Annotated in this window: 24 protein-coding genes and 1 riboswitch; of the genes, 11 read left to right on the forward strand and 13 right to left on the reverse strand. The window is 70.1% G+C overall.

Annotated elements, in window-relative coordinates; all coding sequences use genetic code 11:
* Positions 1-239 precede the first annotated feature (239 nt).
* Positions 240-2018, forward strand: coding sequence for a phosphoenolpyruvate carboxykinase (GTP) (locus C9992_RS17610; protein ID WP_106816948.1), 1779 nt, complete (start codon positions 240-242; stop codon positions 2016-2018).
* A 193-nt stretch (positions 2019-2211) separates the two neighbouring features.
* Here the strand turns inward: C9992_RS17610 and C9992_RS17615 are convergent, their stop codons facing one another.
* Positions 2212-4299 (reverse strand): ABC transporter ATP-binding protein, encoded by a 2088-nt coding sequence (locus C9992_RS17615; protein WP_106816949.1) that lies wholly within the window; start codon positions 4297-4299, stop codon positions 2212-2214.
* 26 nt (positions 4300-4325) lie between these two features.
* Positions 4326-4586 (reverse strand): AsnC family protein, encoded by a 261-nt coding sequence (locus C9992_RS17620; RefSeq protein ID WP_456085563.1) that lies wholly within the window; start codon positions 4584-4586, stop codon positions 4326-4328.
* A gap of 102 nt (positions 4587-4688) precedes the next feature.
* Here C9992_RS17620 and C9992_RS17625 point away from each other — a divergent pair, with 102 nt between their 5' ends.
* From C9992_RS17625 to C9992_RS17655, 7 genes are all read left to right on the forward strand, one after another.
* Entirely contained in the window at positions 4689-5630 is a 942-nt protein-coding gene (locus tag C9992_RS17625; RefSeq protein ID WP_106816950.1) for an ABC transporter ATP-binding protein, read from the forward strand.
* 35 nt (positions 5631-5665) lie between these two features.
* Entirely contained in the window at positions 5666-6550 is an 885-nt protein-coding gene (locus tag C9992_RS17630) for an ABC transporter permease (protein ID WP_106816951.1), read from the forward strand.
* Entirely contained in the window at positions 6547-7371 is an 825-nt protein-coding gene (locus tag C9992_RS17635) for an ABC transporter permease (RefSeq protein ID WP_106816952.1), read from the forward strand. The genes C9992_RS17630 and C9992_RS17635 overlap by 4 nt, the downstream gene beginning before the upstream one ends.
* A gap of 121 nt (positions 7372-7492) precedes the next feature.
* The gene (locus tag C9992_RS17640) at positions 7493-8167 is read left to right on the forward strand and encodes a TetR/AcrR family transcriptional regulator (RefSeq protein WP_106816953.1); all 675 of its coding nucleotides are present in this window, start codon (positions 7493-7495) and stop codon (positions 8165-8167) included.
* Positions 8164-8574, forward strand: coding sequence for a hypothetical protein (locus C9992_RS17645; RefSeq protein WP_106816954.1), 411 nt, complete (start codon positions 8164-8166; stop codon positions 8572-8574). The genes C9992_RS17640 and C9992_RS17645 overlap by 4 nt, the downstream gene beginning before the upstream one ends.
* A 2-nt stretch (positions 8575-8576) precedes the next feature.
* On the forward strand, positions 8577-9176 hold the full coding sequence (locus tag C9992_RS17650) for an SRPBCC family protein (protein WP_106816955.1): 600 nt from the start codon (positions 8577-8579) through the stop codon (positions 9174-9176).
* 71 nt (positions 9177-9247) lie between these two features.
* Positions 9248-9865 (forward strand): DUF4166 domain-containing protein, encoded by a 618-nt coding sequence (locus C9992_RS17655; protein WP_235008319.1) that lies wholly within the window; start codon positions 9248-9250, stop codon positions 9863-9865.
* A gap of 70 nt (positions 9866-9935) precedes the next feature.
* On the opposite strand, the gene C9992_RS17660 is transcribed toward C9992_RS17655, so the two are convergent.
* The 6 genes from C9992_RS17660 to ribD all read right to left on the reverse strand — a co-directional run bounded on the left by C9992_RS17660 (position 9936) and on the right by ribD (position 15661).
* Complete coding sequence (locus C9992_RS17660; RefSeq protein WP_106816956.1) at positions 9936-11414, reverse strand: MFS transporter; 1479 nt, start codon at positions 11412-11414, stop codon at positions 9936-9938.
* Positions 11415-11685: 271 nt separating this feature from the next.
* Positions 11686-12039, reverse strand: coding sequence for a Fe-S protein (locus tag C9992_RS17665; protein ID WP_106816957.1), 354 nt, complete (start codon positions 12037-12039; stop codon positions 11686-11688).
* Between the two features lie 88 nt (positions 12040-12127).
* Positions 12128-12610: a 6,7-dimethyl-8-ribityllumazine synthase gene (gene ribH / locus C9992_RS17670; RefSeq protein ID WP_106816958.1), complete on the reverse strand. Its 483-nt coding sequence runs from the start codon at positions 12608-12610 to the stop codon at positions 12128-12130.
* Positions 12607-13881: a GTP cyclohydrolase II gene (gene ribA / locus C9992_RS17675; protein WP_106816959.1), complete on the reverse strand. Its 1275-nt coding sequence runs from the start codon at positions 13879-13881 to the stop codon at positions 12607-12609. Before ribA ends, ribH begins: the two co-directional genes overlap by 4 nt.
* Positions 13878-14576: a riboflavin synthase gene (locus tag C9992_RS17680; RefSeq protein ID WP_106816960.1), complete on the reverse strand. Its 699-nt coding sequence runs from the start codon at positions 14574-14576 to the stop codon at positions 13878-13880. The genes ribA and C9992_RS17680 overlap by 4 nt, the downstream gene beginning before the upstream one ends.
* On the reverse strand, positions 14576-15661 hold the full coding sequence (gene ribD / locus C9992_RS17685) for a bifunctional diaminohydroxyphosphoribosylaminopyrimidine deaminase/5-amino-6-(5-phosphoribosylamino)uracil reductase RibD (RefSeq protein WP_106816961.1): 1086 nt from the start codon (positions 15659-15661) through the stop codon (positions 14576-14578). The genes C9992_RS17680 and ribD overlap by 1 nt, the downstream gene beginning before the upstream one ends.
* Positions 15662-15726: 65 nt before the next feature.
* Positions 15727-15889, reverse strand: a riboswitch (FMN riboswitch).
* 187 nt (positions 15890-16076) lie between these two features.
* Between ribD and C9992_RS17690 the strand changes: the two genes are divergently transcribed.
* Positions 16077-17789 carry a glycerol-3-phosphate dehydrogenase/oxidase gene (locus C9992_RS17690; protein WP_106816988.1) on the forward strand — a complete coding sequence of 571 codons (1713 nt, stop codon included), beginning with the start codon at positions 16077-16079 and terminating at the stop codon, positions 17787-17789.
* A gap of 149 nt (positions 17790-17938) precedes the next feature.
* On the forward strand, positions 17939-19480 hold the full coding sequence (glpK, locus tag C9992_RS17695; RefSeq protein ID WP_106816962.1) for a glycerol kinase GlpK: 1542 nt from the start codon (positions 17939-17941) through the stop codon (positions 19478-19480).
* Positions 19481-19510: 30 nt separating this feature from the next.
* On the opposite strand, the gene C9992_RS17700 is transcribed toward glpK, so the two are convergent.
* The gene (locus C9992_RS17700; protein ID WP_106816963.1) at positions 19511-20371 is read right to left on the reverse strand and encodes an Fpg/Nei family DNA glycosylase; all 861 of its coding nucleotides are present in this window, start codon (positions 20369-20371) and stop codon (positions 19511-19513) included.
* Between the two features lie 38 nt (positions 20372-20409).
* The gene (locus tag C9992_RS17705) at positions 20410-20976 is read right to left on the reverse strand and encodes a GNAT family N-acetyltransferase (RefSeq protein ID WP_106816964.1); all 567 of its coding nucleotides are present in this window, start codon (positions 20974-20976) and stop codon (positions 20410-20412) included.
* Between the two features lie 198 nt (positions 20977-21174).
* On the opposite strand from C9992_RS17705, the gene C9992_RS17710 reads away from it, so the two are divergent.
* A complete protein-coding gene (locus C9992_RS17710; RefSeq protein WP_106816965.1) occupies positions 21175-22041 on the forward strand; it encodes a type IV toxin-antitoxin system AbiEi family antitoxin domain-containing protein in 867 nt (288 codons plus the stop codon).
* A gap of 193 nt (positions 22042-22234) precedes the next feature.
* On the opposite strand, the gene trpS is transcribed toward C9992_RS17710, so the two are convergent.
* From trpS to C9992_RS17725, 3 genes are all read right to left on the reverse strand, one after another.
* Positions 22235-23242, reverse strand: coding sequence for a tryptophan--tRNA ligase (gene trpS, locus C9992_RS17715; RefSeq protein WP_106816966.1), 1008 nt, complete (start codon positions 23240-23242; stop codon positions 22235-22237).
* 140 nt (positions 23243-23382) lie between these two features.
* Complete coding sequence (locus tag C9992_RS17720) at positions 23383-24249, reverse strand: exodeoxyribonuclease III (RefSeq protein ID WP_235008320.1); 867 nt, start codon at positions 24247-24249, stop codon at positions 23383-23385.
* Between the two features lie 41 nt (positions 24250-24290).
* Positions 24291-25637: a YihY/virulence factor BrkB family protein gene (locus C9992_RS17725; RefSeq protein WP_106816967.1), complete on the reverse strand. Its 1347-nt coding sequence runs from the start codon at positions 25635-25637 to the stop codon at positions 24291-24293.
* Positions 25638-25726 lie beyond the last annotated feature (89 nt).

The raw sequence follows: 25726 nt of genomic DNA on the forward strand, positions 1-25726 counted from the left end.
GATGCTAGCGAAAGAATCGCAACTCTTGACGCCACATTTCTTGGGAAGACGCCGTTGTGAAGGGTGAAAGTAGAGGAAGCGCACGAATCTGCATCGTCGAAACCATCTGACGGTCGATCAACGAGGAGCGACACCATGGCCCTGGCCGACATCTTCACCCGCACCGAAGGCTCCGCCGCCCCACCCCCACCCCGACCGCGCGGACGTTCGGCGGGTTACCGACCGTCCAGGGCGAGGGGATGACCGAGCTGCGTCGCTGGGTCGACGAGATCGCCGCGCTCACGCAGCCCGATCGGATCCACTGGGTCGACGGGTCGCGTGCCGAGAACGACGCGCTGCTGCGCGAGATGGTCGACGAGGGCAAGCTCATCAAGCTCAACCCCGAGTGGCGGCCCGGCTCGTACCTCGCCCGATCCCACCCGGGCGATGTCGCCCGCACCGAGGCGCGGACCTACATCGCTTCGGAGCGCGAGGAGGATGCCGGACCCACGAACAACTGGGTCGCACCCGACGAGATCCGGGCGACGATCACCCCGCTGTTCGCCGGCTCGATGAAGGGCCGCACGATGTATGTCGTGCCGTTCTCCCTGGGACCGGTGGGCGGGCCTCTGTCGCACATCGGCGTGCAGGTCACCGACAGTGCGTACGCCGTCGCCTCGATCGGCATCATGACCCGCGTCGGCACCGAGGTGCTGCGCGAGATCGCCGGTGGCGCCCCCTGGGTCAAGACCGTCCACTCCGTCGGGGCGCCGCTGCAACCCGGCGAGCAGGATGTCGCGTGGCCGTGCAACGACGAGAAGTACATCGTCCACTTCCCCGACACGCTCGAGGTCTGGTCGTTCGGCTCCGGCTACGGCGGCAACGCGATCCTCGCCAAGAAGTGCTTCGCACTGCGGATCGCATCGGTGATCGGGCGCAACGAGGGCTGGCTCGCCGAGCACATGCTGCTCATCCGCGTCATCGACCCCGCCGGCCGCGCGTACCACCTGGCCGCGGCGTTCCCCTCGGCGTGCGGCAAGACCAACCTCGCGATGCTGCGCCCGACCATCCCCGGCTGGCGCGTCGAGACGCTCGGCGACGACATCGCGTGGCTGCGTCCCGGTGAGGACGGGCGCCTGTGGGCGATCAACCCGGAGGCGGGGTTCTTCGGAGTGGCCCCGGGCACGGGCACCTCGACGAACGTCACCGCGGTCGAGACGCTCTGGGGCAACACGATCTTCACGAACGTCGCGCTGCGGCCCGACGGCGACGTGTGGTGGGAGGGCCTGACCGACGAGCCGCCCGCCGAGCTCATCGACTGGGAGGGCAAGCCCTGGACCCCGGCATCCGGTCGTCCCGCCGCCCACCCGAACTCGCGCTTCACCGTCGCCGCCGCGCAGTGCCCGCAGATCGCTGAGGATTGGGATGCTCCGCAGGGCGTGCCGATCGACGCCATCCTGTTCGGCGGACGCCGGGCGACCAACGTGCCGCTGGTCGTGGAGGCGACCGACTGGACCCACGGCGTCTTCATGGGCTCGAACGTGTCGAGCGAGCGGACCGCCGCGGCGGAGGGCACCGTCGGCGAGCTGCGCCGTGACCCGTTCGCGATGCTGCCGTTCTGCGGCTACAACATGGCGGACTACTTCGCCCACTGGCTCAAGATCGGCCAGCAGCTGCGGTTCGACCGGGCGCCCCGGGTGTTCCAGGTGAACTGGTTCCGCAAGGGCTCGGACGGCCGGTTCCTGTGGCCCGGGTTCGGCGACAACTCGCGTGTCATCGACTGGATCATCCGCCGCATCGAGGGCGAGGTCGGCGCCGTCGACAGCCCGATCGGCCGCCTGCCGCGCACGGACGACCTCGACATCTCGGGGCTCGACGTGACGCCCGAGGATCTCGACGAGCTGTTCGCGATCGACCCGAAGCTGTGGCTCCAGGAGGCCGATCTCACCGAGGAGTTCTACCGCACGTTCGAGGGCCGTGTCCCCGCGCCGCTGTGGGCCGAGCTCGCCGCGCTGCGGTACCGCCTGCAGCGTGCCTGACCCCGTTCCGGGAGGACCCCACGCAGGGGAAGGTTGCCTCGACCCGCTTCTTCGCAGTGGGTCGAGGCAACGCTCCGTCCCGTTCACTTGCGCTGAACGTACGGCCGAACGCCGTGCGAGCGTACATTCAGCGCAAGTGAACCGATTCAGGCGGGCGGTGCGCACCGAGGGCGGGCGGGCGGACCGCCCTGCGTCAGACGAGGAGCTGGTGCTTCGCGAGGTCGCGGTACAGCGGCGTGGACTGCACGAGCTCGGAGTGCGTGCCCTGGCCGACGACCTCGCCGTGGTCCATCACGACGATGTGGTCGCTGTCGACCACGGTCGAGAGGCGGTGCGCGATCACGATGAGGGTGCGCCCGGACGCGACCGCGTCGATCGCCTCGCGCATGCGCTGCTCGTTGAGGCCGTCCAGCGATGAGGTGGACTCGTCCAGCAGCAGGATCGGGGGAGCGGCCAGGAGCGCGCGGGCGATCGCGAGGCGCTGACGCTCGCCGCCCGAGAGCATGACGCCCGCCTCACCCACCGGGGCATCCAGGCCCAGCGGACCGCGGTCGAGCACCTCGCCGAGGTTGACCGCACGCAGGACCCGCTCGCAGTCGGCGTCGGAGGCATCGGGTGAGGCGAGACGGAGGTTGTCGCCGATGGTGCCGGCGAGCGTCGGCGCGTCCTGCTCGACATAGCCGAGCTGCGCGCGCAGGGCGTCGCGCTCGAGGGTGCGCACGTCGGTGCCGTGGAGCAGGATCGCCCCTCCGGTCGGGTCGTAGAACCGCTCGATGAGCGCGAGCGTCGTGCTCTTGCCCGCGCCCGACGGGCCGACCAAGGCGACCCGTGCCCCGCGCGGCACGGTGAACGAGACGCCGCGCAGCACCTCTCCGTCGGCAACGGATGCCGCGGCATCCGCGCCGTCCGTGACCCGGGGTTCGGAGCCGTCGCCGGCGAGCGAACCGCCGTCCAGCAGCAGGGTCGAGGTGTCGACGTGGGCGTTCTCGAGGACGGCGCGCGCCTCGGATTCGGCCTTGCGGCGTGCGGCGACGACGTTCTCGGGGTAGCGGAACCGCACGTCGCGGAACTCGATCGCCGGGGCCCCGGTCGTGGCGCCCGCGGTTTCGAGGAGATCTGCCGATGCGAGGACGTCATCGCCCGAAACCTCCCTCTGCTGTGCAGATCTCCTCTGTTCTGCAGATCCTCCCGTCGCGACGCGCGCGGCGATGGCGGCGTCATCCTGCGTCTCGGTGGGAAGGTCCAGCACCTCTTGGATGCGTCCCAGTGCGCCGAGGGCCTGGTTCACGGAGGTGATGGCGCCGAAGAACGAGCCGAGCGGGGCGATCAGCATGAACAGGAACATGATGAACGTCACGAGGCTCGCGATCGACAGTGCGCCGGTGGCGACGCGGAAGCCGCCCAGCCCGATGACCACGAGCAGCGACACCTGCAGCGCGATGCCGGCGATGGGCACGACGAGCGCCGACACCTTCGCGATTCGCACTCCCACGTTGTACGCGTCCGTCGCGCGCCCGGTGACGGCGTCGACTTCACGCTCGGTCGCACCGGCGGCGCGCACGGTCCTGATGGATCCGACCGCACGCTCCACCCCCGACGCGAGCGCGCCCACCTTCTCCTGCTGCTCCGTGGAGGCGGTGCGGATGCGGCCGCTGAGCGCCGTCACCCCGACGACCGAGACGCCGATCACGAGCACGATGATCCCGAGCAGCAGCGGGTCGATGACGGCCATCGCGATCAGGGCGCCGGCGAACAGCAGGGCGTTGCCGATCGAGTCCGCCAGGCCCTGGGTGAGCGCCGCGTACAGCAGTGTGGTGTCGCTTCCGACGCGTGAGACGAGGTCTCCGGTGCGGCGGGCGTCGAACTCGCTGATGGGCAGGTGCAGGATGCGGGCGATGAGGCGCCGCCTGCTCGAGTAGACCACGGCGGTGCCGGTGCGCTGCAGGAGGTAGTGCTGCCAGCCTGAGATGAGCGACGCCAGGATGACGAAGCCGACGAGTGCCCACAGCAGCAGGCCGAGGTCAAGGCTCTTCTGAACCCGCGTGATGACCTCGCCGACCAGCAGCGGCTGGATGAGGGATGCCCCGGCGCTGAGGATGCTCAGCACCACGACGACGGCCAGCGTGCGACGGTGCTCGAACAGGTAGGGCAGGAGCTGGCGGAACGTCGCGCGGGGGCCGTTGTCCTTCTTGCCGCGCCGGGCACGGACGCCACGGCTCCGGGAGGGGGTGGATGCCGCGGCCGCGGTGGCGGGCGCTTCGTCGAGTTCGGCGGAGGGCATGGGTGTACCTCGTTCGTGAAGGGGGCTTACCTTCGACCGTACTTCTTGTGGACGGCCTGTCTGCTCACGCCCAAGGCGCTCGCGATCGCCTGCCAGGAGAAGCCCAGATTGCGGGCCTTGCGCACCTGCACCTCTTCGGCGCGGGCGAGCTCCCGGCGGACCTCGGCGAGGCGGTGCAGCTCGGCCAGCGGCTCGCGCTCGCCGGCGGCTCCGATCAGGGTCTGGATCTCGTCCCCGCTCATCGCCGCCTCTCGTTCGGAACCGGATGCCGTGGTGACCGCATCCACGCGTCAACCATAATTGACACGGGTGCCACATGTCAACAAGGGTTGACGGCAGGTCAGGCCGTTGGCCCCGGACGTGTCGGACCGGAGCGTTAGGGTAGTCCGGTGCCCGCCCCCGTGATCGACGCGAAGAACCTCGTCAAGGCCTACAAGGTCAAAGGCAGACCCGACTTCCTGGCTGTCGACGGCCTGTCGTTCGAGGTCGCACCCGGAGAGTCGTTCGGCCTGCTCGGCCCGAACGGCGCGGGCAAGTCCACCACGATGAAGATGATCGGCGCCGTGTCGACGCGCACCTCGGGAACCCTCGAGATCCTGGGGCTCGATCCCGACCGCTACGGGCCGGAGATCCGCTCGCGCCTGGGCGTCGTGCCCCAGCAGGACAACCTCGACGGCGAGCTGAACGCCCGCGAGAACCTGTACATCTACGGGCGGTACTTCGGTCTTCCCGGCAAGGTCTGCGCCGAGAAGGCGGACGAGCTGCTCGCCTTCGCCGCGCTCGAAGACAAGGCCAAGAGCAAGGTCGACGCGCTGTCGGGCGGCATGAAGCGCCGGCTCACCATCGCACGCGGGCTCATCAACGATCCGCGCATCCTGCTGCTGGACGAGCCCACGACGGGCCTGGACCCGCAGGCCCGCCACGTGCTCTGGGATCGCCTCTTCCGGCTGAAGGAGCGGGGCACCACGCTCGTGCTCACGACGCACTACATGGACGAGGCCGAGCAGCTGTGCGACCGGCTCATCGTCGTGGACAAGGGCCGGATCATGGCCGAGGGCACCCCGGCCTCGCTCATCCGCGAGTACTCCAGCCGCGAGGTGCTCGAGGTGCGGTTCGGATCCGACCGCAACGAGCAGGTCGCGCCGCAGCTGGAAGGCATCGGCGACCGGGTCGAGGTGCTGCCCGACCGCGTGCTGGTGTACGCGCACAACGGCGAGGCGGCACTCGAGGCCGTCACGCTGCGAGGTCTGAACCCGCTGACCTCGCTCGTGCGCCGCTCGAGCCTGGAGGACGTCTTCCTGCGCCTGACCGGAAGGTCGCTGATCGAATGAGCGACCAGCCGGGCAGCCAGCCGGGGAGCTCGCGGATGCCGCCCCAGACGGCCGGCGACACGACGACGCACCCGGGACTCGAAGAGCTCCGCGCCGAGGCGATGGAGTGGGGCCGCAAGCCGCGTGCCCTGGGCTCCTTCTACGTCACCGAGCACATGGTGCGTGCGATGCGCGCCTACGGGTGGACGATCATCGTCGGCGCCCTGGGCCAGCCGGTGCTCTACCTCCTCGGTCTCGCCGTCGGCCTGGCCGCGCTCATCGACGCGCCCATCGTGGTGGGCGACCAAGAGGTGCCGTACCTCGTCTTCGTCGCGCCGGCGCTGCTCATGACCTCGGCGGTCGCGGTGGCTTCGGAGGAGTTCACCTACCCCGTCATGGCGGGCTTCAAATGGCGCCGTTACTTCTACGGGTTCAACGCCTCGCCGCTGTCGTCGGGTCAGATCGCCAACGGCGTGGTGGCCGGGGCGGGAGCGCGCATGGGCCTGACGGTCGCGCTGTACTTCGTCTTCATCGTGATCTTCTTCGCCTGGCTGCAGCCGGACGCCACGCGACCGGGCACGGCCTGGCTGGCGATCTTCATCGCGCTGCTCGGCGGCCTCTCCTTCGGCGTCCCCCTCATGGCGTACGCCGCCTCGATCGAAGACGACAAGGGTCAGTTCGCGCTGGTCCAGCGCTTCATCTTCATGCCGATGTTCCTCTTCTCGGGCACCTTCTATCCGCTCGCGACCCTGCCGCTGTGGCTGCAGTGGATCGGGTGGATCTCCCCGCTATGGCATGCGACCGAGCTCGGCAGGCTCGTCACGTACGGCCAGCCGATGGCGCCGCTCATGATCGTCGTGCACGTGGTGTACCTGCTCGCCCTGGCCATCGGCGGCCTCGTCGTGGGCCGGCGGCTCTTCGAGAGGAGGCTCGCGAAATGAGCGCGTCGACCCTGACGGATGCCCCGACTCGGGTCGGCGGCGTGCGCGCCCTGTGGGCGGGCAATCCGCAATCGGTCGTCCAGCGCGGCCTCATCGCAGCGCGGTCGTCCAGCTGGATCGTGGTGTTCTCCGGATTCTTCGAACCGGTCTTCTATCTCGCCTCGATGGGGATCGGGCTCGGCGCGATCATCGGCGACGTCCCCACCTCCAGCGGCGAGGAGGTCTCGTACGCGGCGTTCATCGCGCCCGCCCTGCTCGCGGTCTCGGCGATGAACGGCGCGATCTACGACTCCACGTGGAACGTCTTCTTCAAGCTCAACTACGGCAAGCTCTACGAGGGCATGCTCGCGACCTCTCTGGGTCCGCTGGATGTCGCCCTCGGCGAGATCCTCTACGCGCTGCTGCGCGGACTGCTGTATGCCACCGGGTTCATGGTCATCATGCAGCTGCTGGGGCTGAACCTCGCCTGGACGGCGATCCTCGCCATCCCCGCCGTGCTGCTGATCGCGTTCGGCTTCGCGAGCCTGGGCATGGCGGTCACGAGCTACATGAAGACCTTCCAGCACATGGACTGGATCAACTTCGTGCTGCTGCCGATGTTCCTCTTCTCCGCGACGCTGTATCCGATCACCGTCTACCCGGAGTGGATCCAGCGCATCATCATGGCATTCCCGCTCTGGCACGGTGTGGAGCTGGTGCGCGGCCTGACGACCGGCATCCTGTCGCCCGACATGTGGTGGCACGTGCTCTACTTCGTCGTCATGATCGGGGTCGGGCTCGTCTTCACCACCAAACGGCTGCGCGCGCTCTTCCTGGACTGAACCGCGCGCCGGAGCCGGATGCCGCTGCACGCGTCGTGCGGCGGCATCCGTCGTCTGGGGCGCCTGCCGGTCGACGAGATCCGTTCTTGAACGTGTTCAGAAACGCTGCTAGCTTCTGAACATGTCCAGTTCTAGCGGTGCACCCACCAAGAGCGAGCGCACGCGAGCTCTCCTCCGCGACGTAGCCCTGCGCTCGTTCCGTGAGCGCGGGTACGACCAGACGACCATCCGACTCATCGCCGGTGAGGCCGGCGTCTCCGTCGGGACGACGAACTACCACTTCGCGTCCAAGAACGACCTCGTGCAGGAGCTGTATCTGGACGTCCAGCAGCAGCATCGCGCCGCCGCCCTGCCGCTGCTGGAATCCAGCGACGACCTCGTCGACCGGCTCGGCATCGTCTTCCGCACCGGCCTGGCGCAGCTGGAGCCGTACCACCGGTTCGCGCCGGAGTTCCTCTCGGCCGCGGTCTCGCCGCGATCGTCGATCAACCCGCTGTCCAGCGACTCTTCCGCGTCCCGTGAGATCGTCGTCGGGCTCTTCCGCGAAGCCGTCGCCGGAGCGCGAGACAAGCTCCCCGCCGAGTTCGAGCAGGACCTGCCGGCTGCGCTGATGCTCGGCCATCTGCTGCTCGCGTTGTTCTGGGTGTACGACACCTCCGACGGCAGGGAGCGCACGCAGCGGCTGCTCGACCGGGGCCTCCGGCTGCTCAAGCTGTCGCTTCCCCTGGTGAGGGTCCGCATCCTCCGCAAGCCGCTGCGTGAGCTGCTCGACCTCATCGCGGAGGTGCAGGCATGACCGCCGACGCTGCGGGAGCGGCCCCCGCCGCGGCCGGTGGTGACCCCGCCGACGTCGGGCTCTGGCGGGAGCGCTGGTTCCGCGTGCTGACCATCGTGAACGTCTGCATCGTCGTGGTGTCGGGCTGCCTCGGACTGGCCACGCTCCTCTGGCCGTCGCCGACGGGTCTCATCTCCTGGCTGCTCATCGCGTTCCCGGTGGTCCCCGCGACAGTGGCGGTGCCCGCGGTGTCGGGCGTCATCATCGCGTCTGCGGCCGCGCTCTCTTCGATCAGCATGCTGGGGCAGCCGCAGAAGGGCGTGCGCTTCGTCCGGGCGATGACGGTGTGGGGCACGATCGTGTTGAGCATCCCCGTCGCCTTCACGACGCTGTGCGGGCTGACCACCCTGATCGCAGGACTCTGGTGAGGATGCGCCCCCTCTTCGTGAGCATCCGCATCGCCGCGCCGATGGAACGCGTGTGGGAGTTGACCCAGGACCCCGCCCAGCACACGCGGTGGGACGCGCGCTTCAGCCGCATCGTTCCGACAGCGCCACTGGCCGGCGGCGGCACGCGATTCGTCTATGAACGTCGGCTGCCCGGGTGCGTGATCACCGGCACGGGCACCACGATCGGTGAACGCCTGCGTCCCGATGGCACGGCCACGTCCGCTCTGCGCTTCGACGCCGACACTCGTCTGTCCCCGCTCGGCGCGGGCCGCGGGTACTGGCGGTACCGCCCGGACGGGGACGCTGTCCTGTTCTCGACGGGGTACGACTATGCCCCCAATTGGGGCCGCGGCCTGGATCTCCTCGTGCGGCCGCTGATCGGCTGGGCCACCGCGTGGAGCTTCGACCGACTGCGGATCTGGGCGGAGACGGGCACTCCGCCCGAGAGGTGGCCGCTGCGCAGCGTGCTGTGGTGGTGGCGCTCCCGACGCCCGCGCGCGGCTCGGTGCGAGCGGCGCGCTCCGCACCGGCACGTGATGGCGGATGCCCCGGCGACGCTGCAAGAGCTGGCGCAACCGTGAGCGGCGGGACGAAGACCACGACCTCGATGTTCGCGAGAGCGATGGGAGAGGATTTCGATCGTCTCCACCCCATGCTGCAACGCCGGTTCGGCGTGGGCCTCGGTACCGGCTACGCCTGCGTCGGCCGCGGCACCATGACCAGGGTCCGCCGCGGCCCGTGGTGGACGGTCCCGTTCCTTCAGATCGGACGCTTCCGCAACATCCTCGTCCCCGAGGCGGGTGAAGACATCCCGTTCACGATCGAGAACTACCCGTACCTGGACCCGTTCGGGCGCGAGACGGTCACGTTCGTGCGACACTTCCGGATGCCTCGAGCCCTGCGCCGTTTCGACGCCACCATGATCCTCGGCCGGGACGGCCGGATCATCGACTATCTCGGCACGCACCAGCACCTCGCCGTCGATCTCGAGCTCGTCGCCGAACCGGACGGCTCCCTTCTCCTGCGGTCGGGTGCCCAGCGTTTCTACGCCGGGGTTGCAGGCTTCCGCTTCCCGATGATCTTCAGCGGCCGCGCAGAGCTCCGCGAGAGCTTCGACGAGCGTGCGCAGGTGTTCCGCATCCGCCTCGAGGTGCGCAACCGGTTCTTCGGGTTCCTGTTCGGCTACGAGGGCGAGTTCCGGTGCGAGTTCCCCGCCTCCGCGGACATTCCCGCGCACGTCATGCCGCTGCGGCACGAGCGGCGGGCGTGATCACCCGCGCACGAGAAGAGCGGATGCCGCGACCGACTGGCCGCGGCATCCGCTCGTCGATCCGGTCGGGTCAGAGCGAGCCGGTGGCCCCCACGCCGAGATCGGCGTCATAGTCGACGTTCTTCGTCTCGGGGGCGAGGATCAGCGCGATGAAGGTCAGCACCCCCATCGCCGAGAGGTACAGCCCGACGAGCACCGGGCTGCCACCCGCCGACGCCCACAGCCAGACGGCGACGATCGGCGCGAGAGCAGCCCCGAGGATCGACGAGACGTTGTACGAGATCGCCGATCCGGAGTATCGGACGTTCGTCGGGAACAGCTCGGGAAGCACCGCACCCATCGGTCCGAACGTCGACCCCATGAGCATGAACCCGAAGATGAGGAAGGCCTGCGTGAGCGCACCGGTGAACTTGGGGTCCAGCTGCGGCGAGAGGAACAGGTTGAACGTGAACCCGAAGACGATGATGAGTCCGGTCACCCACAGCAGCAGCCGGCGGCGGCCGATCGCGTCGGCGATCGGGCCGGACAGCAGCGTGAAGATGCCGAAGAACACCACGCCGATGATCTGCATCAGCACGAAGTCGGTGTAGCCGAAGCCCTGGCCCGGGTAGAACTGTGCGGCGAACGCGGCGGGGTCGAACGCGGTGCCGGCCGCATCTGCCGCCTTCTGGGCGGCGGCGGAGGCGGTCTCGAGGTCGGCAGCCTTCGTGCCGTACGAGAGGGTGAAGTTCGTCATCAGGTAGAACAGCACGTACGTGGCGAGCATGATGAACGTGCCGAGGATCAGGTGCCACCAGTGGTGCCGGATCACCGTCCCGAGGGGGAACCGGCGGATGACGCCCTTCTGCTCGGCCTTGACGAACGTCTCGGACTCCACCAGGCGCAGCCGCACCCACAGACCGATGATCACCATCACCGCAGAGAAGAGGAAGGGCACCCGCCATCCCCAGGCGAGGAAGTCGGCCGAACGCTGACCGGCACCCTCGGGGTGTGGGAGCAGGTAGTTGATGGCGAGGAACACCGAGTTCGCGATGATGAAACCCAGCGGCGCTCCGAGCTGCGGGAACGTGCCGTACCAGGCGCGCTTGCCCTTCGGGGCGTTCTCGGTGGCGACCAGAGCCGCGCCCGACCACTCGCCGCCCAGCGCGAAGCCCTGGAAGAGGCGGAGGACGAGCAGCAGCACGGCCGCCCAGACCCCGATCTCGTTGTAGGTGGGCAGGCAGCCGATGAGGAACGTCGCGATCCCCATCGTGAGGAGGGACGCGACGAGCGTGGCCTTGCGGCCGAACCGGTCGCCGAAGTGGCCGAACACGATCGCGCCGAGCGGCCGCGCGATCATCGCGGCGCCGAACACGCTGAAGGACAGCAGCAGTGAGGTGGTGTCGTTGCCCGTGGGGAAGAAGAGGATCGGGAAGACGAGGACCGCGGCCGTGGCGTAGACGTAGAAGTCGTAGAACTCGATGGTCGTGCCGACGAGGCTCGCGAGGATGACGCGGGAACGGGGATTTGCGGGAGCCGCCGCGGGGACGGCAGTGGTGGGGGAGGTCATTGTCACCTGGGAATTGCGCGGGGCGGAGCATCCGGGTCGGATGGGGCGGCGGGCGTCCGCACGGCGCAGGGGTGACGCGTCACGCGGCACTGCACTGGATCACCGTGAGTGCGGGCGGGGTCGCCCGGCACAAGCTTCGAGTCTACTCCCGCGACGCGGCAGGTCGGAGTGCGGGCACACGTGCGCCCCGCCGAGCATGTCGGCGGGGCGCACGTGTGTCGGAGACGTCGCCGAAGGTCAGCCGGGCGCCGGGGCCGGGCCGATCCCGCGGTCAGCGCCAGATGACGGCGAGTGCGGCGTTGGTCAGCGTCAGCACCCCCACGGCCCAGAACATCACCGGCGGGACGGCGCCGGTCGTGCGCTGGCGGCCGCGCCCGATGCCCAGGAGCGCGCCGATGACGAGCAGGATGACGAGCTTGATGCCGAGCTTGACGTAGTTCAGGTCGTGGTCGAGCCCCCACGGCGCGGCGAGGATGAGGCCGGCGACCGCGGCGATCGCCAGACCCCAGTCCATCAGGCGGGTGAAGCGGCGCTTGCGGTTCACCGCCTCGACGACCCAGGCCCCGAAGAGGATGGCGAAGCCGACGAGGTGGACGAGCACGACGACGTGGCGGAGGATTTCCATGCCATCAGCCTACCTGAAGGTCGGGTGGCTGCTCATGCCTTTCGTCGGTGCGGCTCGCCTGCCGGGCTGATCGAGAGATCCCGACTGCTCATTGCGGCTGTCGAAGCGCGCGCAGCACCAGCGCGGTGCGGATCGCGGCGTCCGCGGCCTCGAAGCCCTTGTCCTCCTCCGAACCCTCCAGACCCGCCCGGGCGAGACCCTGTGCTTCGTCATCGAGGGTCAGGACGCCGAAGCCGACGGGCTTGCCGGTGTCCAGTGCGACACGGGTCAGCCCGTCCGTTGCGGCGTTCGAGACGAACTCGAAGTGAGGGGTCCCGCCGCGGATGATGACGCCGAGCGCCACCACGGCGTCGGCGCCGGCATCCAGCGCGGCCTTCGCGACGACGGGCAGTTCGAACGAACCGGGCACGCGCACCAGGCGGTGCGATGCGCCGGTCGCGTCCAGAGCGCGCTGTGCGCCGGCGATGAGGCCGTCGGTGATCGCCTCGTGCCAGGTACCGGCGACCACCACCACGTTCACGCCCGTGGCGTCGAGATCTGTGGTGGCCTGGGGTGCGCCCTTGCCGCTCATCGTTCTGCTCCCTCGTGCATTTGGGCCAGTGCGTCGGCCAGGTCTTCTTCGGCGATGAGGTGCCCCATGCGGTCGCGCTTGGTCGCCAGGTACTGGTGGTTGTTCGGTCCGACCCCCACCAGCAGCGGCACCTGCTCGACGATGTCGAGGCCCAGCTCGCGCAGCTGGTGCACCTTGTCGGTGTTGTTGGTCAGCAGGCGCACCCGCTCGACGCCGAGGTCAGCCAGGATGCCGGCGGCGGCGGCGTAGTCGCGAGCGTCGGCAGGCAGGCCCAGGGCGAGGTTGGCGTCCACGGTGTCCAGCCCCCGCTCCTGCAGGGAGTACGCGCGGAGCTTGTTGATCAGCCCGATCCCACGGCCCTCGTGACCGCGCATGTAGATGACGACGCCCCCGTCCTGCTCGATCGCATCCAGCGCGGCCTCCAGCTGCGGCCCGCACTCGCACTTGAGCGAACCGAAGGCCTCACCGGTCAGGCACTCGGAGTGCACACGCACCAGCGGCGCGTCGCCGAGTTCGCCCGAGACGACCGCGATGTGGTCGGTGCCGGTCACGCGATCCTTGTATGCGAGGAACCGGAACGCACCGTGCGACGTCGGCACGTTCGCCTCGGCCCGCAGGCTCACCCGCCGCTTGTGGCCGCTGCGGGTCGCCGGGTCGCACGGCGCGTGCTCGTCGAGGTAGGCGGTGAGCTGCTCGATGGTGATCACCGGGATGTCGTACTGCGCGCCGAGCTCCTGGAGCCCGGGCATCCGCATCATGCTCCCGTCCTCGGCGACCACCTCGCCGATGACACCGACGGGTGCGAGGTCGGCGAGCTTCATGAGCTCGACGGCCGCCTCGGTGTGCCCCGCGCGCTCGCGCACGCCGCCGTCGACCGCACGCAGCGGCAGGATGTGGCCGGGGCGGATCACGCTGGCCGGAGTGGACTCCGGGTCAGCCAGGACGTTCAGCGTGTGGGCGCGGTCGACGGCGCTGATCCCGGTCGACACGCGGTCGGCGGCATCCACGCTCACGGTGTAGGCCGTGCCCCGCGCGTCCTCGTTGTTCTCGACCATGGGAGGCAGATCGAGCCGGTCCGCCCAGTCCGTCGGCATCGGCGCGCACAGGAACCCGCTGGTCCACCGGACGGTCCAGGCGACCCACTCGGGCGTCGCGAGCTGGGCCGACAGCACGACATCGCCTTCGTTCTCGCGGTTCTCATCGTCGGCGACGATGACCGGCCGGCCGGCGCGCAGCGCCTCCAGCGCCTGGGGGATCGTGGCAAGGCTCATTCGGAGCCTCCTTCCGTCGGTGCGGACGCGTCCGCGGGAACTGCCTGGGCGGCCGGAGCCGCGGTGGTGAAAGAGAGGAGGCGCTGCACGTGGCGCGCCAGGATGTCGGTCTCGAGGTTCACGCGGTCACCGGGGACGCGCTCACCCAGCGTGGTGGCCGCGAGCGTCTCCGGGATCAGCGAGACCTCGAACCAGGCTTCGCCGGCCGGGGATGCGGTTCCCGCGTCTGTCGAGGGGGCGGGGCTGGCGGCGCTGACGGTGAGCGAGACGCCGTCCACCGCGATCGACCCCTTGTCGACCACGAGCGGAGCGAGGTGGGCGGGCAGCGAGATGCGCAGCACCCGCCACTGCGCGCCCGGACGCACCTCCAGCACCTCGCCGGTGCCGTCGATGTGGCCCTGCACGATGTGGCCGCCCAGCCGGCCGTGTGCGGCCGTGGCACGCTCGAGATTGACGGCACGGCCGGGGACGACGCCGGCGAGGGTGGACATGTCGAGCGTCTGCTTCATCACGTCGGCGGCGAACCAGTCCGCACCCTGGTCGACCACGGTCAGGCAGACGCCGCTGACCGAGATGGAGTCGCCGTGGGCGGCATCCGACACGGCCTTCGGTCCGCGCACGGTCACCCGTACGCCGTCGCCGTCCGGGGCCACAGCGGTGATCTCGCCGATCTCCTCCACGATTCCGGTGAACATCAGCCGTCTCCTTCCGAGGACGTGGTGACCGCGTGGAGCGCGACGCCACGGTGGGCCGCCTCCGGCGCGGGACGGGCGACGTAGAGCAGGTCGTCGCCGAGGGGGGTGACCGATGTCACGGTCAGCCGGTGCGCGTCGCCGATGGTGCGCACGCCCACGTCGCGAACGGCGAGCCGGTCACCGCCCAGCAGAACCGGCGCCACATAGACGAGCAGCTCGTCGGCGAGGCCCTCGCGCAGGAACGAGGACGCGACAGCGGGGCCGCCCTCGACGAACACGCGCTGCACACCCCGGGCGCGCAGGTCCTCGAGCACGCCGGTGAGGCCGCCCGATGCGGCATCGCCGCGGTACTGCAGATACGGGTGAGGGTGGCGGCGCACGGCCGCCGTGCCGGGGACGCTGCGCGCGCCGAGCACGACGGGAACCGGCTGGTGCTCGCGCAGCGCGCCGTCGTCGGTGCGCGCCGTCAGGGCCGGGTCGTCGGCGAGCACGGTGCCGATGCCGACCACGATGGCATCGGCCTGAGCCCGTCGCCGGTGGACGTCGGCGCGGGCGGCAGGGCCGGTGATCCACTGACTGGTGCCGTCGGATGCCGCAGCCCGGCCGTCGAGGCTCTGCGCCCACTTGACCGTCACGTGCGGGCGGCCGAGCCGCTGCACGGTGAGCCAGGACTCCAGCAGCGGGGTCGCCTCATCCGCGAGCACGCCCGACTCGACGTCGACGCCCGCATCCCGCAGACGCGCGGCGCCGCCGGAGGAGCGCACGCCCGGGTCGGGCACCGCGAACACGACGCGGGCGACGCCGGCGGCGATGAGCGCCTCGGAGCACGGCCCCGTGCGTCCGTGGTGGTTGCAGGGCTCGAGCGTGACCACCGCCGTCGCGCCGCGCGCAGCGCCCGGAGCCAGCTTCGACAGCGCATCGACCTCGGCGTGCGGCGTCCCGGCGCCCCGGTGCCAGCCTTCCGCGAGCAGCTCGCCGTCGGCCGACAACAGCACGGCGCCGACCTGCGGGTTCACGCCCCGCGGGCCCTGCCGCGCGATCGTCAGCGCTCGACGCATCGCGTCGCGTTCCGCCTCGCTCGCCATTCGGCCCCTCTATCCGTCGTTGTCGACGCTCCGGGGCGCGGGAAGCTGCGGCGCGCGTGGCGCCGCCCGTGCTGCCTCCCATCCGGACTAGCGACGGATACCCGTCGCATCACCGTCGGTTCCGGAGTTCCACCGGATCGGCCTCGGCGGCACCGTCATCGGGTGCGGATGCCGCGGCTCGCGGACTGTCACCGCCGGTTCGGATTCTCACCGACCCCGGAGCACGTTGATGCTCTCGAGTGTAGTCAACGCGGCTTCCCGCCATTCATTCCATGTCGCCGCATGAAGTCCCGGGCGTCGTGCGGCCCGGTTTCCGCGCGGCGACGTAGCCTGGGGTGGGGGTGTGAAGACGATGAGCACGGCAGAGGCGGCAGGTGCACCGGTGCAGGGCGACCCGTCCGGGATCGCCGAGCAGATGACCGCCGGGTTCCGTGAGCTTGCGGAGCGGCCCTACGCCGACGTGCTCATCATCGGCGGCGGCATCAACGGGCTGGCGACGTTCCGCGACCTGGCGCTGCAGGGGGTCGACGTCGCGCTCGTCGAGCGCTCCGACTTCGTCAGTGGCGCTTCGGCGGCCTCGTCGCACATGATCCACGGCGGCATCCGGTATCTCGAGAACGGCGAGTTCCGGCTGGTGCACGAGGCGGTCACCGAGCGCAACGCGCTGCTGCGCACCGCGCCGCATTTCGTCCGGCCGTTGCAGACGACGATCCCGATCTTCTCCACGTTCTCGGGCGTGCTGACGGCGCCGCTGCGCTTCCTCCGGCACGGCGCCGGCCGGCCGCGCGAGCGCGGCGCCGCGCTCATCAAGATCGGCCTCGTGATCTACGACTCGTTCTCGCGCGGTGGAGGACTTCTCGGCAAGGGCACGGTGCCCCGGCACACGTTCCACGGACGCACGCGCTCGCTCCAGCAGCTGCCCGAGCTCAACCCGGCCGTGAAGTACACCGCGACCTACTGGGACGCCTCGCTCCACGATCCCGAGCGGCTCGCCCTCGACGTGATGCGCGACGGCCGTGCGGCCGGGGGCGCGCGCGCCCGTGCCGCCAACTACACCGCAGCCGTCGGCGTGCGGGACGGTCACGTGATCCTGCGGGATGCCGGCAGCGGCGCAGAGACCTCGTTCGCGGCATCCGTCGTCATCAACGCCAGCGGGCCGTGGACCGACCTCACCAACGCCGCACTCGGGGATCCGACGCGCTACATGGCTGGCACCAAGGGATCGCACATCGTGCTCGACCACCCCGAGCTGCTCGCGGCGACGGGCGGTCGCGAGCTCTTCTTCGAGAACGAGGACGGGCGGATCGTCCTGATCTACCCCCTCAAGGGGCGGGTGCTGGTCGGCACCACCGACCTCGAACACGACATGGGCGATCCCATCGTGTGCACCGACGAGGAGGTCGACTACTTCATCGACCTCATCGCACAGGTGCTGCCGGAGATCGCCGTGGATCGGTCCCGCATCGTCTACCGGTTCTCGGGCGTCCGTCCGCTTCCGGGCCACGGCGACCTGGCGCCCGGATTCGTCTCGCGCGACTACCGCGTCGAGGCGGAGCGGCTCACGGGTGGGGATGCCACGGTGCTGAGCCTCGTCGGCGGCAAGTGGACGACGTTCCGGGCATCTGCCGAGCACGTCACCGACCGCGCGCTGGCCCTGCTCGCCCAGCCCCGCCGTCGCTCGACCAAGGGCCTGCCGATCGGTGGCGGACGCGGGTTCCCCACGACAGAGCGCGCCCGGCAGCAGTGGATCGCCGCTCACGCCGGGCCGCTCCCGACCGCCCGGGCGGCGGCGCTGCTCGACCGATACGGCACGGTCGCCGCCGACGTCATCCGCGCCATCGCCGCCGACCCCGCCGACGCCCCCCTCGAGCACGCGCCCGGCTACAGCTCGGGTGAGATGCGGTACCTGGCGGAGGCCGAGGCGGTCGTGCACCTGGACGACCTCCTCCTGCGCCGCACCTCACTGGCGTTCACCGGGGCAGCCACTCGCGACGCGGCCCTCGAGGTCGCGGTCGCCGTGGCACCTGTGCTCGGGTGGGACGATGCGCGCGTGCAGCGCGAGGTCGAGCGCGGGCTGGCACGCGTGCACGCGGCCGACCCCACCTGGACCGCGGCATCCGTCCGCTGACCAGCCCGCGGTCGCGCGACCGGTAGCGTGTTCTCACGTCGGGTTCGCGCCCGACCCGGATTCCGTTTGTGCGGAGAACACGCCGTTCCGGCGATGCGCTTCACGGCGTGTTCTTCGCACAAACGGATCGGTGGTGAGGGAAGGAGACGATGTTGTCCGATCACGTGCTGGCGATCGACCAGGGGACCACCTCCACGCGGGCGATCGTGTTCGACCCGGACGGCGGGATCGTCGCCGTCTCGCAGCGTGAGCACGAGCAGATCTTCCCTCGCGCCGGGCGTGTGGAGCACGACCCCGTCGAGATCTGGACCAACACCGAGTGGGTGATCGCGTCCTGCCTCACCCGCGCCCGGGTGACGGCATCCGACGTCTCGGCGATCGGCGTGACGAACCAGCGCGAGACCGCGATCGTGTGGGAGCGGCGCACCGGACGACCGGTGCACAACGCCGTCGTGTGGCAGGACACGCGCACCCAGCCGCGCATCGACGAACTGATCGCGGAGGGAGGCGTCGACCGGTTCGCCGAGACGACCGGGCTGCCGCTGGCCACCTACTTCTCGGCATCCAAGGTCGCCTGGATCCTCGACAACGTCCCCGGAGCGCGCGCGGCAGCCCAAGCCGGCGACCTGCTCTTCGGCACGCCCGACACCTGGGTGGTGTGGAACCTCACCGGCGGTGCGCGCGGCGGCATCCACGTCACTGACGTCACCAACGCCTCACGCACCCTGCTCATGGACCTGCGCACGCTGGACTGGGATGACGACCTCCTCGAGCTGTGGGGCATCCCGCGCGCGATGATGCCGGAGATCCGGTCGTCGTCCGAGGTCAGGGGGCATTCGCAGCTGCCGTCCGTGCTCGACGGTGTGCCCATCGCCGGCATCCTCGGCGACCAGCAGGCGGCGACGTTCGGCCAGGCCGCGTTCGATGCCGGCGAGTCGAAGAACACATACGGCACGGGCAACTTCCTCCTAGTCAACACCGGTACCGAGATCGTGCGCTCCGGCAGCGGACTCATCACCACGGTCGGGTACCGGATCGGCGACGAGCCGGCGCGCTACGCGCTGGAGGGCTCGATCGCCGTCACCGGCTCGCTCGTGCAGTGGCTGCGCGACAATCTCGGCATCATCCAGCGCTCCGAAGACGTCGAGACCCTCGCCGCCACGGTCGACGACAACGGCGGTGCCTACTTCGTACCGGCGTTCTCGGGCCTGTTCGCACCCTACTGGCGACCCGACGCCCGTGGTGCCCTCGTCGGGCTCACGCGCTACGTCAACAAGGCGCACATCGCCCGCGCCGCCCTCGAGTCGACGGCGTTCCAGACGCGCGACGTCATCGAGGCGGTCGTCGCCGACACCGGTCGCGAGCTCGACGAGCTGCGGGTGGACGGCGGCATGACCCGCGACGACCTGCTGATGCAGTTCCAGGCCGATGTCCTCGGCATCCCCGTCGTGCGACCGAAGGTCGTCGAGACGACGGCGCTGGGCGCGGCGTACGCCGCGGGCCTCGCGACCGGGGTGTGGCGGGACCGCGACGAGCTGCGCGCGCACTGGCGGGAGGACGTGCGCTTCGAGCCACGGATGCCGGACGACGAGCGCGAGCGCCGGTACCGGCAGTGGCGCAAAGCCGTGTCGAAGTCGCTGGACTGGGTCGACGACGACGCCCGCGTGCTCATGGGCACGACCGGCGACTGACCGCCGCCCGCGCCTCGCGACGGGTCGTGCCTACTTCAGCAGGCGCGAGAGCCGTCGATCCGCGAGGATCTTGCCCCCGGTCTGACAGGTGGGGCAGTACTCGAGCGAGTTGTCGGCGAAGAACACGCTGCGCACCTCGTCACCGCAGACCGGGCACTTCTCGCCACGCCGGCCGTGCACCTGCATGCCGCGGCGCTTGGCGTCTTTCAGCTCGGCCGGCGGCTTTCCGGATGCCTCGGCCACGGCATCCGTCAGCGTCTCGGTCATCGCGGCGAACAGCCGGTCGACGTCTTCGGAACTCAGGGACGAGGCCAGCGCGTACGGCGACATCTTCGCCGCGTGCAGGATCTCGTCGGAGTACGCGTTCCCGACGCCGGCGATGATCATCTGGTCGCGCAGCACGCCCTTGATCTGGGTGCGCCGGCCCTCGAGCAGCGACGCGAACACGTCGCGCGTGAAGGACGGGTCGAGCGGGTCGGGACCCAGGCGTGCGATGCCCGGCACGTCGGCCGGCTCGCGCACCACGTACACCGCGAGCGACTTCTTCGTCCCCGCCTCGGTGAGGTCGAACCCCGCGCCGTCCTCGAGTGCGACGCGCAGGGCGATGGGCGTCTTCCCCGGCCGGATCACCGTCTTCGGCAGCTCGTCGTACCAGCGCAGCCATCCGGCCTTCGCGAGGTGGAAGACCAGGTGCGGCCCGGTCGTGGCGAGGTCGATGAACTTGCCACGACGCGTGGCACCGGTGATCTCGGCATCCTTCAGGGCATCGATCGGAGGGTCGTACGTCTTCAGCGCCGCGATGTTGGCGACCGTTGCGCGTGCGATGCGCACGCCCGTGAGCCGCTCGCGGAGGAAGTCGACGAGTCCCTGCACCTCGGGCATCTCGGGCATGCGCTCATCCTGCCATGCGCCGGCGACACGCGGGCTGCTCAGTCCGGGAGCACGGGCCAGGGCTGCGGCATCCGGTCGTCCGTTCGCAGGAGCGATGCGATCCAGCCGTCCGTGCGCCCCTGCGCGTTCACGAGTGCCTGGCGGAGCGTGCCCTCGAAGCGGAAGCCCAGCGCCCGTGCGACCCGCGCTGACGGCTCGTTGCCCACGACGGCACGCCACTCGATGCGGGTGAGGTCGGCGCCCTCGCGGGAGAACCCCCACTCGATCGCCGCGCCGGCGGCTTCGCGGAGGCGTCCACCGCCGCGCTGGTCGGGCGCCATCCAGTAGCCGATCTCGCCGTTGCCCTGACCGTCCAGGCGGTAGAACCCCATGGTCCCGACCAGAGCGTTGCCCTCGCGGATCACCCAGGTGCGATGCAGGTCGCCCGCCCACTGCTCGGCGACCGCGTCGATGAACTTCTCCGCGTCGGCGCGCGTGTACGGCGACGGGACCCGCGTGTACCGCTGGATGTCGGGGTCTTGACAGGCGGCATGGATCGCGTCGACGTCGTCCGCGCGGGGGAGCGACAGCTCGAGCCGCGCGGTGCGAAGGGTCACCGGTTGCATCGGCTCAGCCTATGCGGATCTGCGGCGCACAACTCAGGCGGATCGCCGCCCCTACTCCGCGTAAGCCCGCCGTTGCCGAGGATTGCCTGAGTTGCGGTCCGTGATGCCTCTTCCTCCACAGCCTGTGCCGGCGGCTGGATCTCCCCGATGCGTGTCGGATCCCGCCGCAGGTAGGCCAGACTTCGCCAGGGTGAACGGATGCGGACCGTCTATCCAGGTCGTGACGACGTGCTGCGGCGAGCCGACCTCATCGCTGCCGGCATCCGACCGAAACAGATCACCCGCGCGGTGCGGGAGGGGCGGCTGCTGCGGGTTCGCCGTGACCGGTATATGCTCGCCGCGTCGACGAACGGAATCGACCGCGCGGTGCGGGTCGGCGGCCGCCTCGCCTGCGTCTCGCTTCTTGTGCTCCTGGGCGTGTTCGTGCTCGACGGTTCCCTTCTCCATGTGCACGTCGAACGAACGATGTCGCGCCTGCGTTCACCGGACGACCCTCATCAGCGGCTGCACCGGAACTCGCAGAAGGGAGTGGTTCTGCATTGGTGGCCGCTCAGCGACAGCAGCGCCAGTCTCGGCTGCGTCTCGCTCTTCGACGCAGTGGCTCAGGCGGTGCGGTGTCAGCCGGTGCGGGCCGCGGTCGCCACCGTCGACAGCGTGCTGCACCTTGGATTGATGACGTGGGCCGAGCTGCAGAGCGTGTTCGAGGTGTTACCCGCTCGCTGCCGGGCGATCCTGCGGTTGGCGGACGGCACCGCAGAATCCGGGCCGGAGACCTTCATGCGGCTGATACTCCGACAGGCCGGGCTCCGGTACCAGGCTCAAGTGAAGATCCTGGGTGTCGGTCGAGTCGACTTCGTCGTGGAGGACCGGCTCATCGTCGAATGCGACAGCCGGGCCCACCACGAGGGCTGGGAGAAGCAGCGAAGCGACCGCCGGCGCGATCTCGCCGCCGCGAACCTGGGGTATGCCACCCTGCGACCCCTTGCCGAAGACGTCATGTACAACCCCGACATGGTGCGATCTGCCCTAGGGGGCATCCTTCGGACCCTCGGTCGCCAGGCGTAGCGCTGGCGCGTTGCGTGCGCTGGCGGCGGCGCATAATTCAGGCGTATCGGGGTCGCATGCCCGATCCCGGCACGCAGATCCGGGCTGCGCCTGAATTGTGCGCCGGATGCGGAGTCAGCCGGCCGCTGCGCGCTGCGCCGGCCGCTCGCGGGTGGCGCAGCCACCCGCGAGGGCTGGCAGACCGGCCCGAGCCTCAGCGGGTGCGGCGCAGGAGGCCGACCTTGTCGTACACGTCCGCGAGGGTCCGGTCGGCGACGTCCTGCGCCTTCGCCGCGTTCGCGGCGAGCACGCGGTCGAGCTCGGCCGGGTCGTCGAGCATCTGCAGGGCGCGCTCGCGCACCGGTCCGAACTCATCGACCACGACCTCGGCGAGGCCCTTCTTGAAGTCGCCGTAGCCGCGGCCGGCGTACTCGTCCTCGATCGCCGGGATCTGCCGGCCGGTGAGAGCCGCGTAGATCACGAGCAGGTTCGACACGCCCGGCTTGGCCTCGCGGTCGTACCGCACCGACCCTTCGGAGTCGGTGACGGCCCGCATGATCTTCTTGGCCGACACCGCCGGGTCGTCGAGCAGCCACAGGACGCCGGCATCCGATTCCGCCGACTTCGACATCTTCGCAGTCGGGTTCTGCAGGTCGTAGATGCGCGCGGTCTCCTGCTGGATCACCGGCATCGGCACCGCGAAGGTCGTCCCGTAGCGGCCGTTGAAGCGCTCCGCCAGGTCTCGGGTCAGTTCGACGTGCTGCTTCTGGTCGTCGCCGACCGGCACGATGTCGGTCTGGTACAGCAGGATGTCGGCGGCCATCAGCACCGGGTACGTGAAGAGGCCGACGGAGGTCGCGTCGGAGCCGTAGCGCTGCGACTTGTCTTTGAACTGCGTCATGCGACCGGCCTCGCCGAACCCGGTGATGGTCGAGAGGATCCAGGCGAGCTCCGCGTGCGCGGGCACGTGCGACTGCACGTAGAGCGTGGACTTCGAGGGCTCGATGCCGGCGGCGATGTACTGCGCAGCGGTGCGGCGCGTCTTCTCGCGCAGCTCGGCGGGATCGTTCGGCTGGGTGAGGGCGTGGAGGTCGACCACCGAGAAGAACGCGTCGTACGACTCCTGCAGGTCCCGCCACTGCATGAGCGCCCCGATGTAGTTGCCGATCTGGAGGGAGTCGGCCGAGGGCTGCATGCCGGAGTACAGACGGGGTTTGCTCACCAGACGATCCTATTTCAGGATGACGGGATGCCTCGGCCCGGTCGATCCGCGGGTGGTCCCCCGTTCACGTCGTCGACGCTTCGGAGCCGCCTGCCAGACCCCCGGTGGTCCAGGTTGCGACGGCCGCGCCGCGCGGGACGTCAGCGACCGAGCGTGTAGTCGGCGACCACGGGGGAGTGGTCGCTCCAGCGCGTGTCCCACGAGGGGGCGCGGACCACGCGGTAATCGATGACGCGGGCGCCGAGCTCGGGGGTGGCGAGGTGGTAGTCGATCCGCCATCCGGTGTCGTTGTCGAACGCGCGTCCGCGCATCGACCACCAGGTGTACGGCCCGTCGACGTCGCCGTGGAAGCGTCGGCCCACGTCCACCCAGCCGAGCCCCGGTCCGACCGAGCCGTCGGCGCCGGTCGTGGGGACGCCCTCCTCGCCGAAGAAGCGGTCGAAGTACGCCCGCTCACGCGGCAGGAACCCCGCCTTTTTGACGTTGCCCTTCCAGTTGCGGATGTCGAAGTGCCGGTGGCCCACGTTCAGGTCGCCCATCACCAGCGCGAGCGGCGAGGCGGCCTTGAGCTGCGGCATCCGCCTCTCCATGGCGTCGAGGAACGCCCACTTCGCGTCCTGCTTGGGCGTATCGGCTTCTCCGGTGTGCACATACGCGCTCACCACGATCAGCCGCTCCCCGTCGATGTCGAAGTCGGCCTCGATCCAGCGGCCGGCGCTGTCGAGAACCTCCGCGGCGTCCTCGGCGGCGGGCCCGAGCACGCGACGCACATCGACAGCGGGCATGCGGCTGGCCACCGCCACGCCGGCGCGACCCTTGCTCAGGGCCTCGTCGTTGACGATCTCCCAGCCAGGCAGCGCGGCACGCAGCTCTTCTTCGGTCGCACGCACCTCCTGCAGGGCCATCACGTCGATGTCGGCGGCGTCGAGCCACTCGAGCATGCCCTTGCGCGTGGCGGCGCGGATCCCGTTGACGTTGACAGAGGCGATGCGGACACGGCGAGACACGACGGCCAGACTATCCGGCGCCGCCGACATCGACGGATCCGTCACGCCTCCTCGGCCGGTCCACCGTCGGCCTTCGTCGCCTTCCTGCGCTTCCCGCGCGTGACCGGCTTCCCGTTCGGCGACGGTGCCGGCGGCGGCGCGGGCGCCGGTGTGCCCGCCGGCGCTGCGGCACGGGACGGATGCTGCGGCACCTTCGGGGCGGCGGCCTCGACCTGGCTGAGCTCCTCCTCGGCGTCGCGAACCGCGCGGTCGGCGACCCACACGCGGTACCACGGCGCCTGCCTGCGCGCCTCCTGCGCGGTGCGCAGCCGTACCCGGGCGGCGAGGAGCAGTGCGGCGTGCTCCGCGGCGATCCGCTCCGCCTCCGTGGGCGGAAGCATGACCACGTTGTGATCCTTGGCGGCGACGGCGATCCACGCCGCCGCGACGAGGATCACGATGCCCAGCAGCCGGAACCACAGCAGCATCCCGATGAACAGCGCGAAGGTGGCCAGCAGAGGATTGGACGGGGTGTAGCTGAGGAGGAGGCCGGCGCCCAGCTGCAGGATCGAGATGCCCAGCCCGCCCAGCATGGCGCCCGGCCAGATGCGCCGCCACGGCAGCTTCGTGCCGGTGAGGAAGCGGAAGAAGCCGACGAGCGCCGTGGAGGTCACCGCGAATCCGATCACCAGCGAGCCGATGCTCACGCTGATCTCGGTGAGTGCGCTGGTGTCTTTCCACCCGATGAGCGAGAAGATCCACTCGACCGCGTAGGTCCCCACGGTGCTCAGGGCGGCACCGAGGATGAGAGCGGCGCCGAAGATGACCGCCGCGAGGAAGTCGCGCGCCTTGAGGAGGAAGTAGCTGCGCCGGTCGGGCGGGATGGCGAACAGCTCGCGCACCGCTCTGCGAGAGTAGGTGACCCAGTCGATCGCGGTCCAGATCAGGGTGCCGAGGGCGATGAGACCTGTCCACCCCAGCACGCCCGAGTTCGAGGACGCGATCGCCTGTACCTGATCCGGCGTCGCGATGCCCCCGGACGGCGCGATCAGACCGGGGATGTAGACGTTGATCAAGTCGATCAGCGCATCAACAGCCTGCGGGCTTCCGCCCAGCCAGAGTCCCGCGATGGCGAATGCGAGGTAGATCGCGGCGAAGCAGGCGAAGAGCGCCACGTAGCTGACGCCGGCCGAGAGCAGAAATCCGTTCTCGATGAGGAAGTGGCGCCACACCCGTACCGGGAACCACGCGAGTGTCGCCTCGGTGAGCCGCGTCGCTCGGCTGATCGGCACGTCGAACCGCTCGCGCAGGCTGTGCTCCGTCGCCTCCCAGCGCTCGCGGAGCGACTCCTCCTCGCGCTGCGCGGCATCGGCTGCCGCACGGGCATCTGGCGGGGGCACGCGGGTCACGGGTTCAGATTAGCGACACGACGATGCCGCATCGCACTGCGATGCGGCATCCTCGTGTGTCTCGCGGCTCAGCAGGAGCGCTGAGCGAC

Origin of the sequence: Microbacterium timonense (assembly GCF_900292075.1) — a bacterium.
Lineage (GTDB): Bacteria > Actinomycetota > Actinomycetes > Actinomycetales > Microbacteriaceae > Microbacterium > Microbacterium timonense.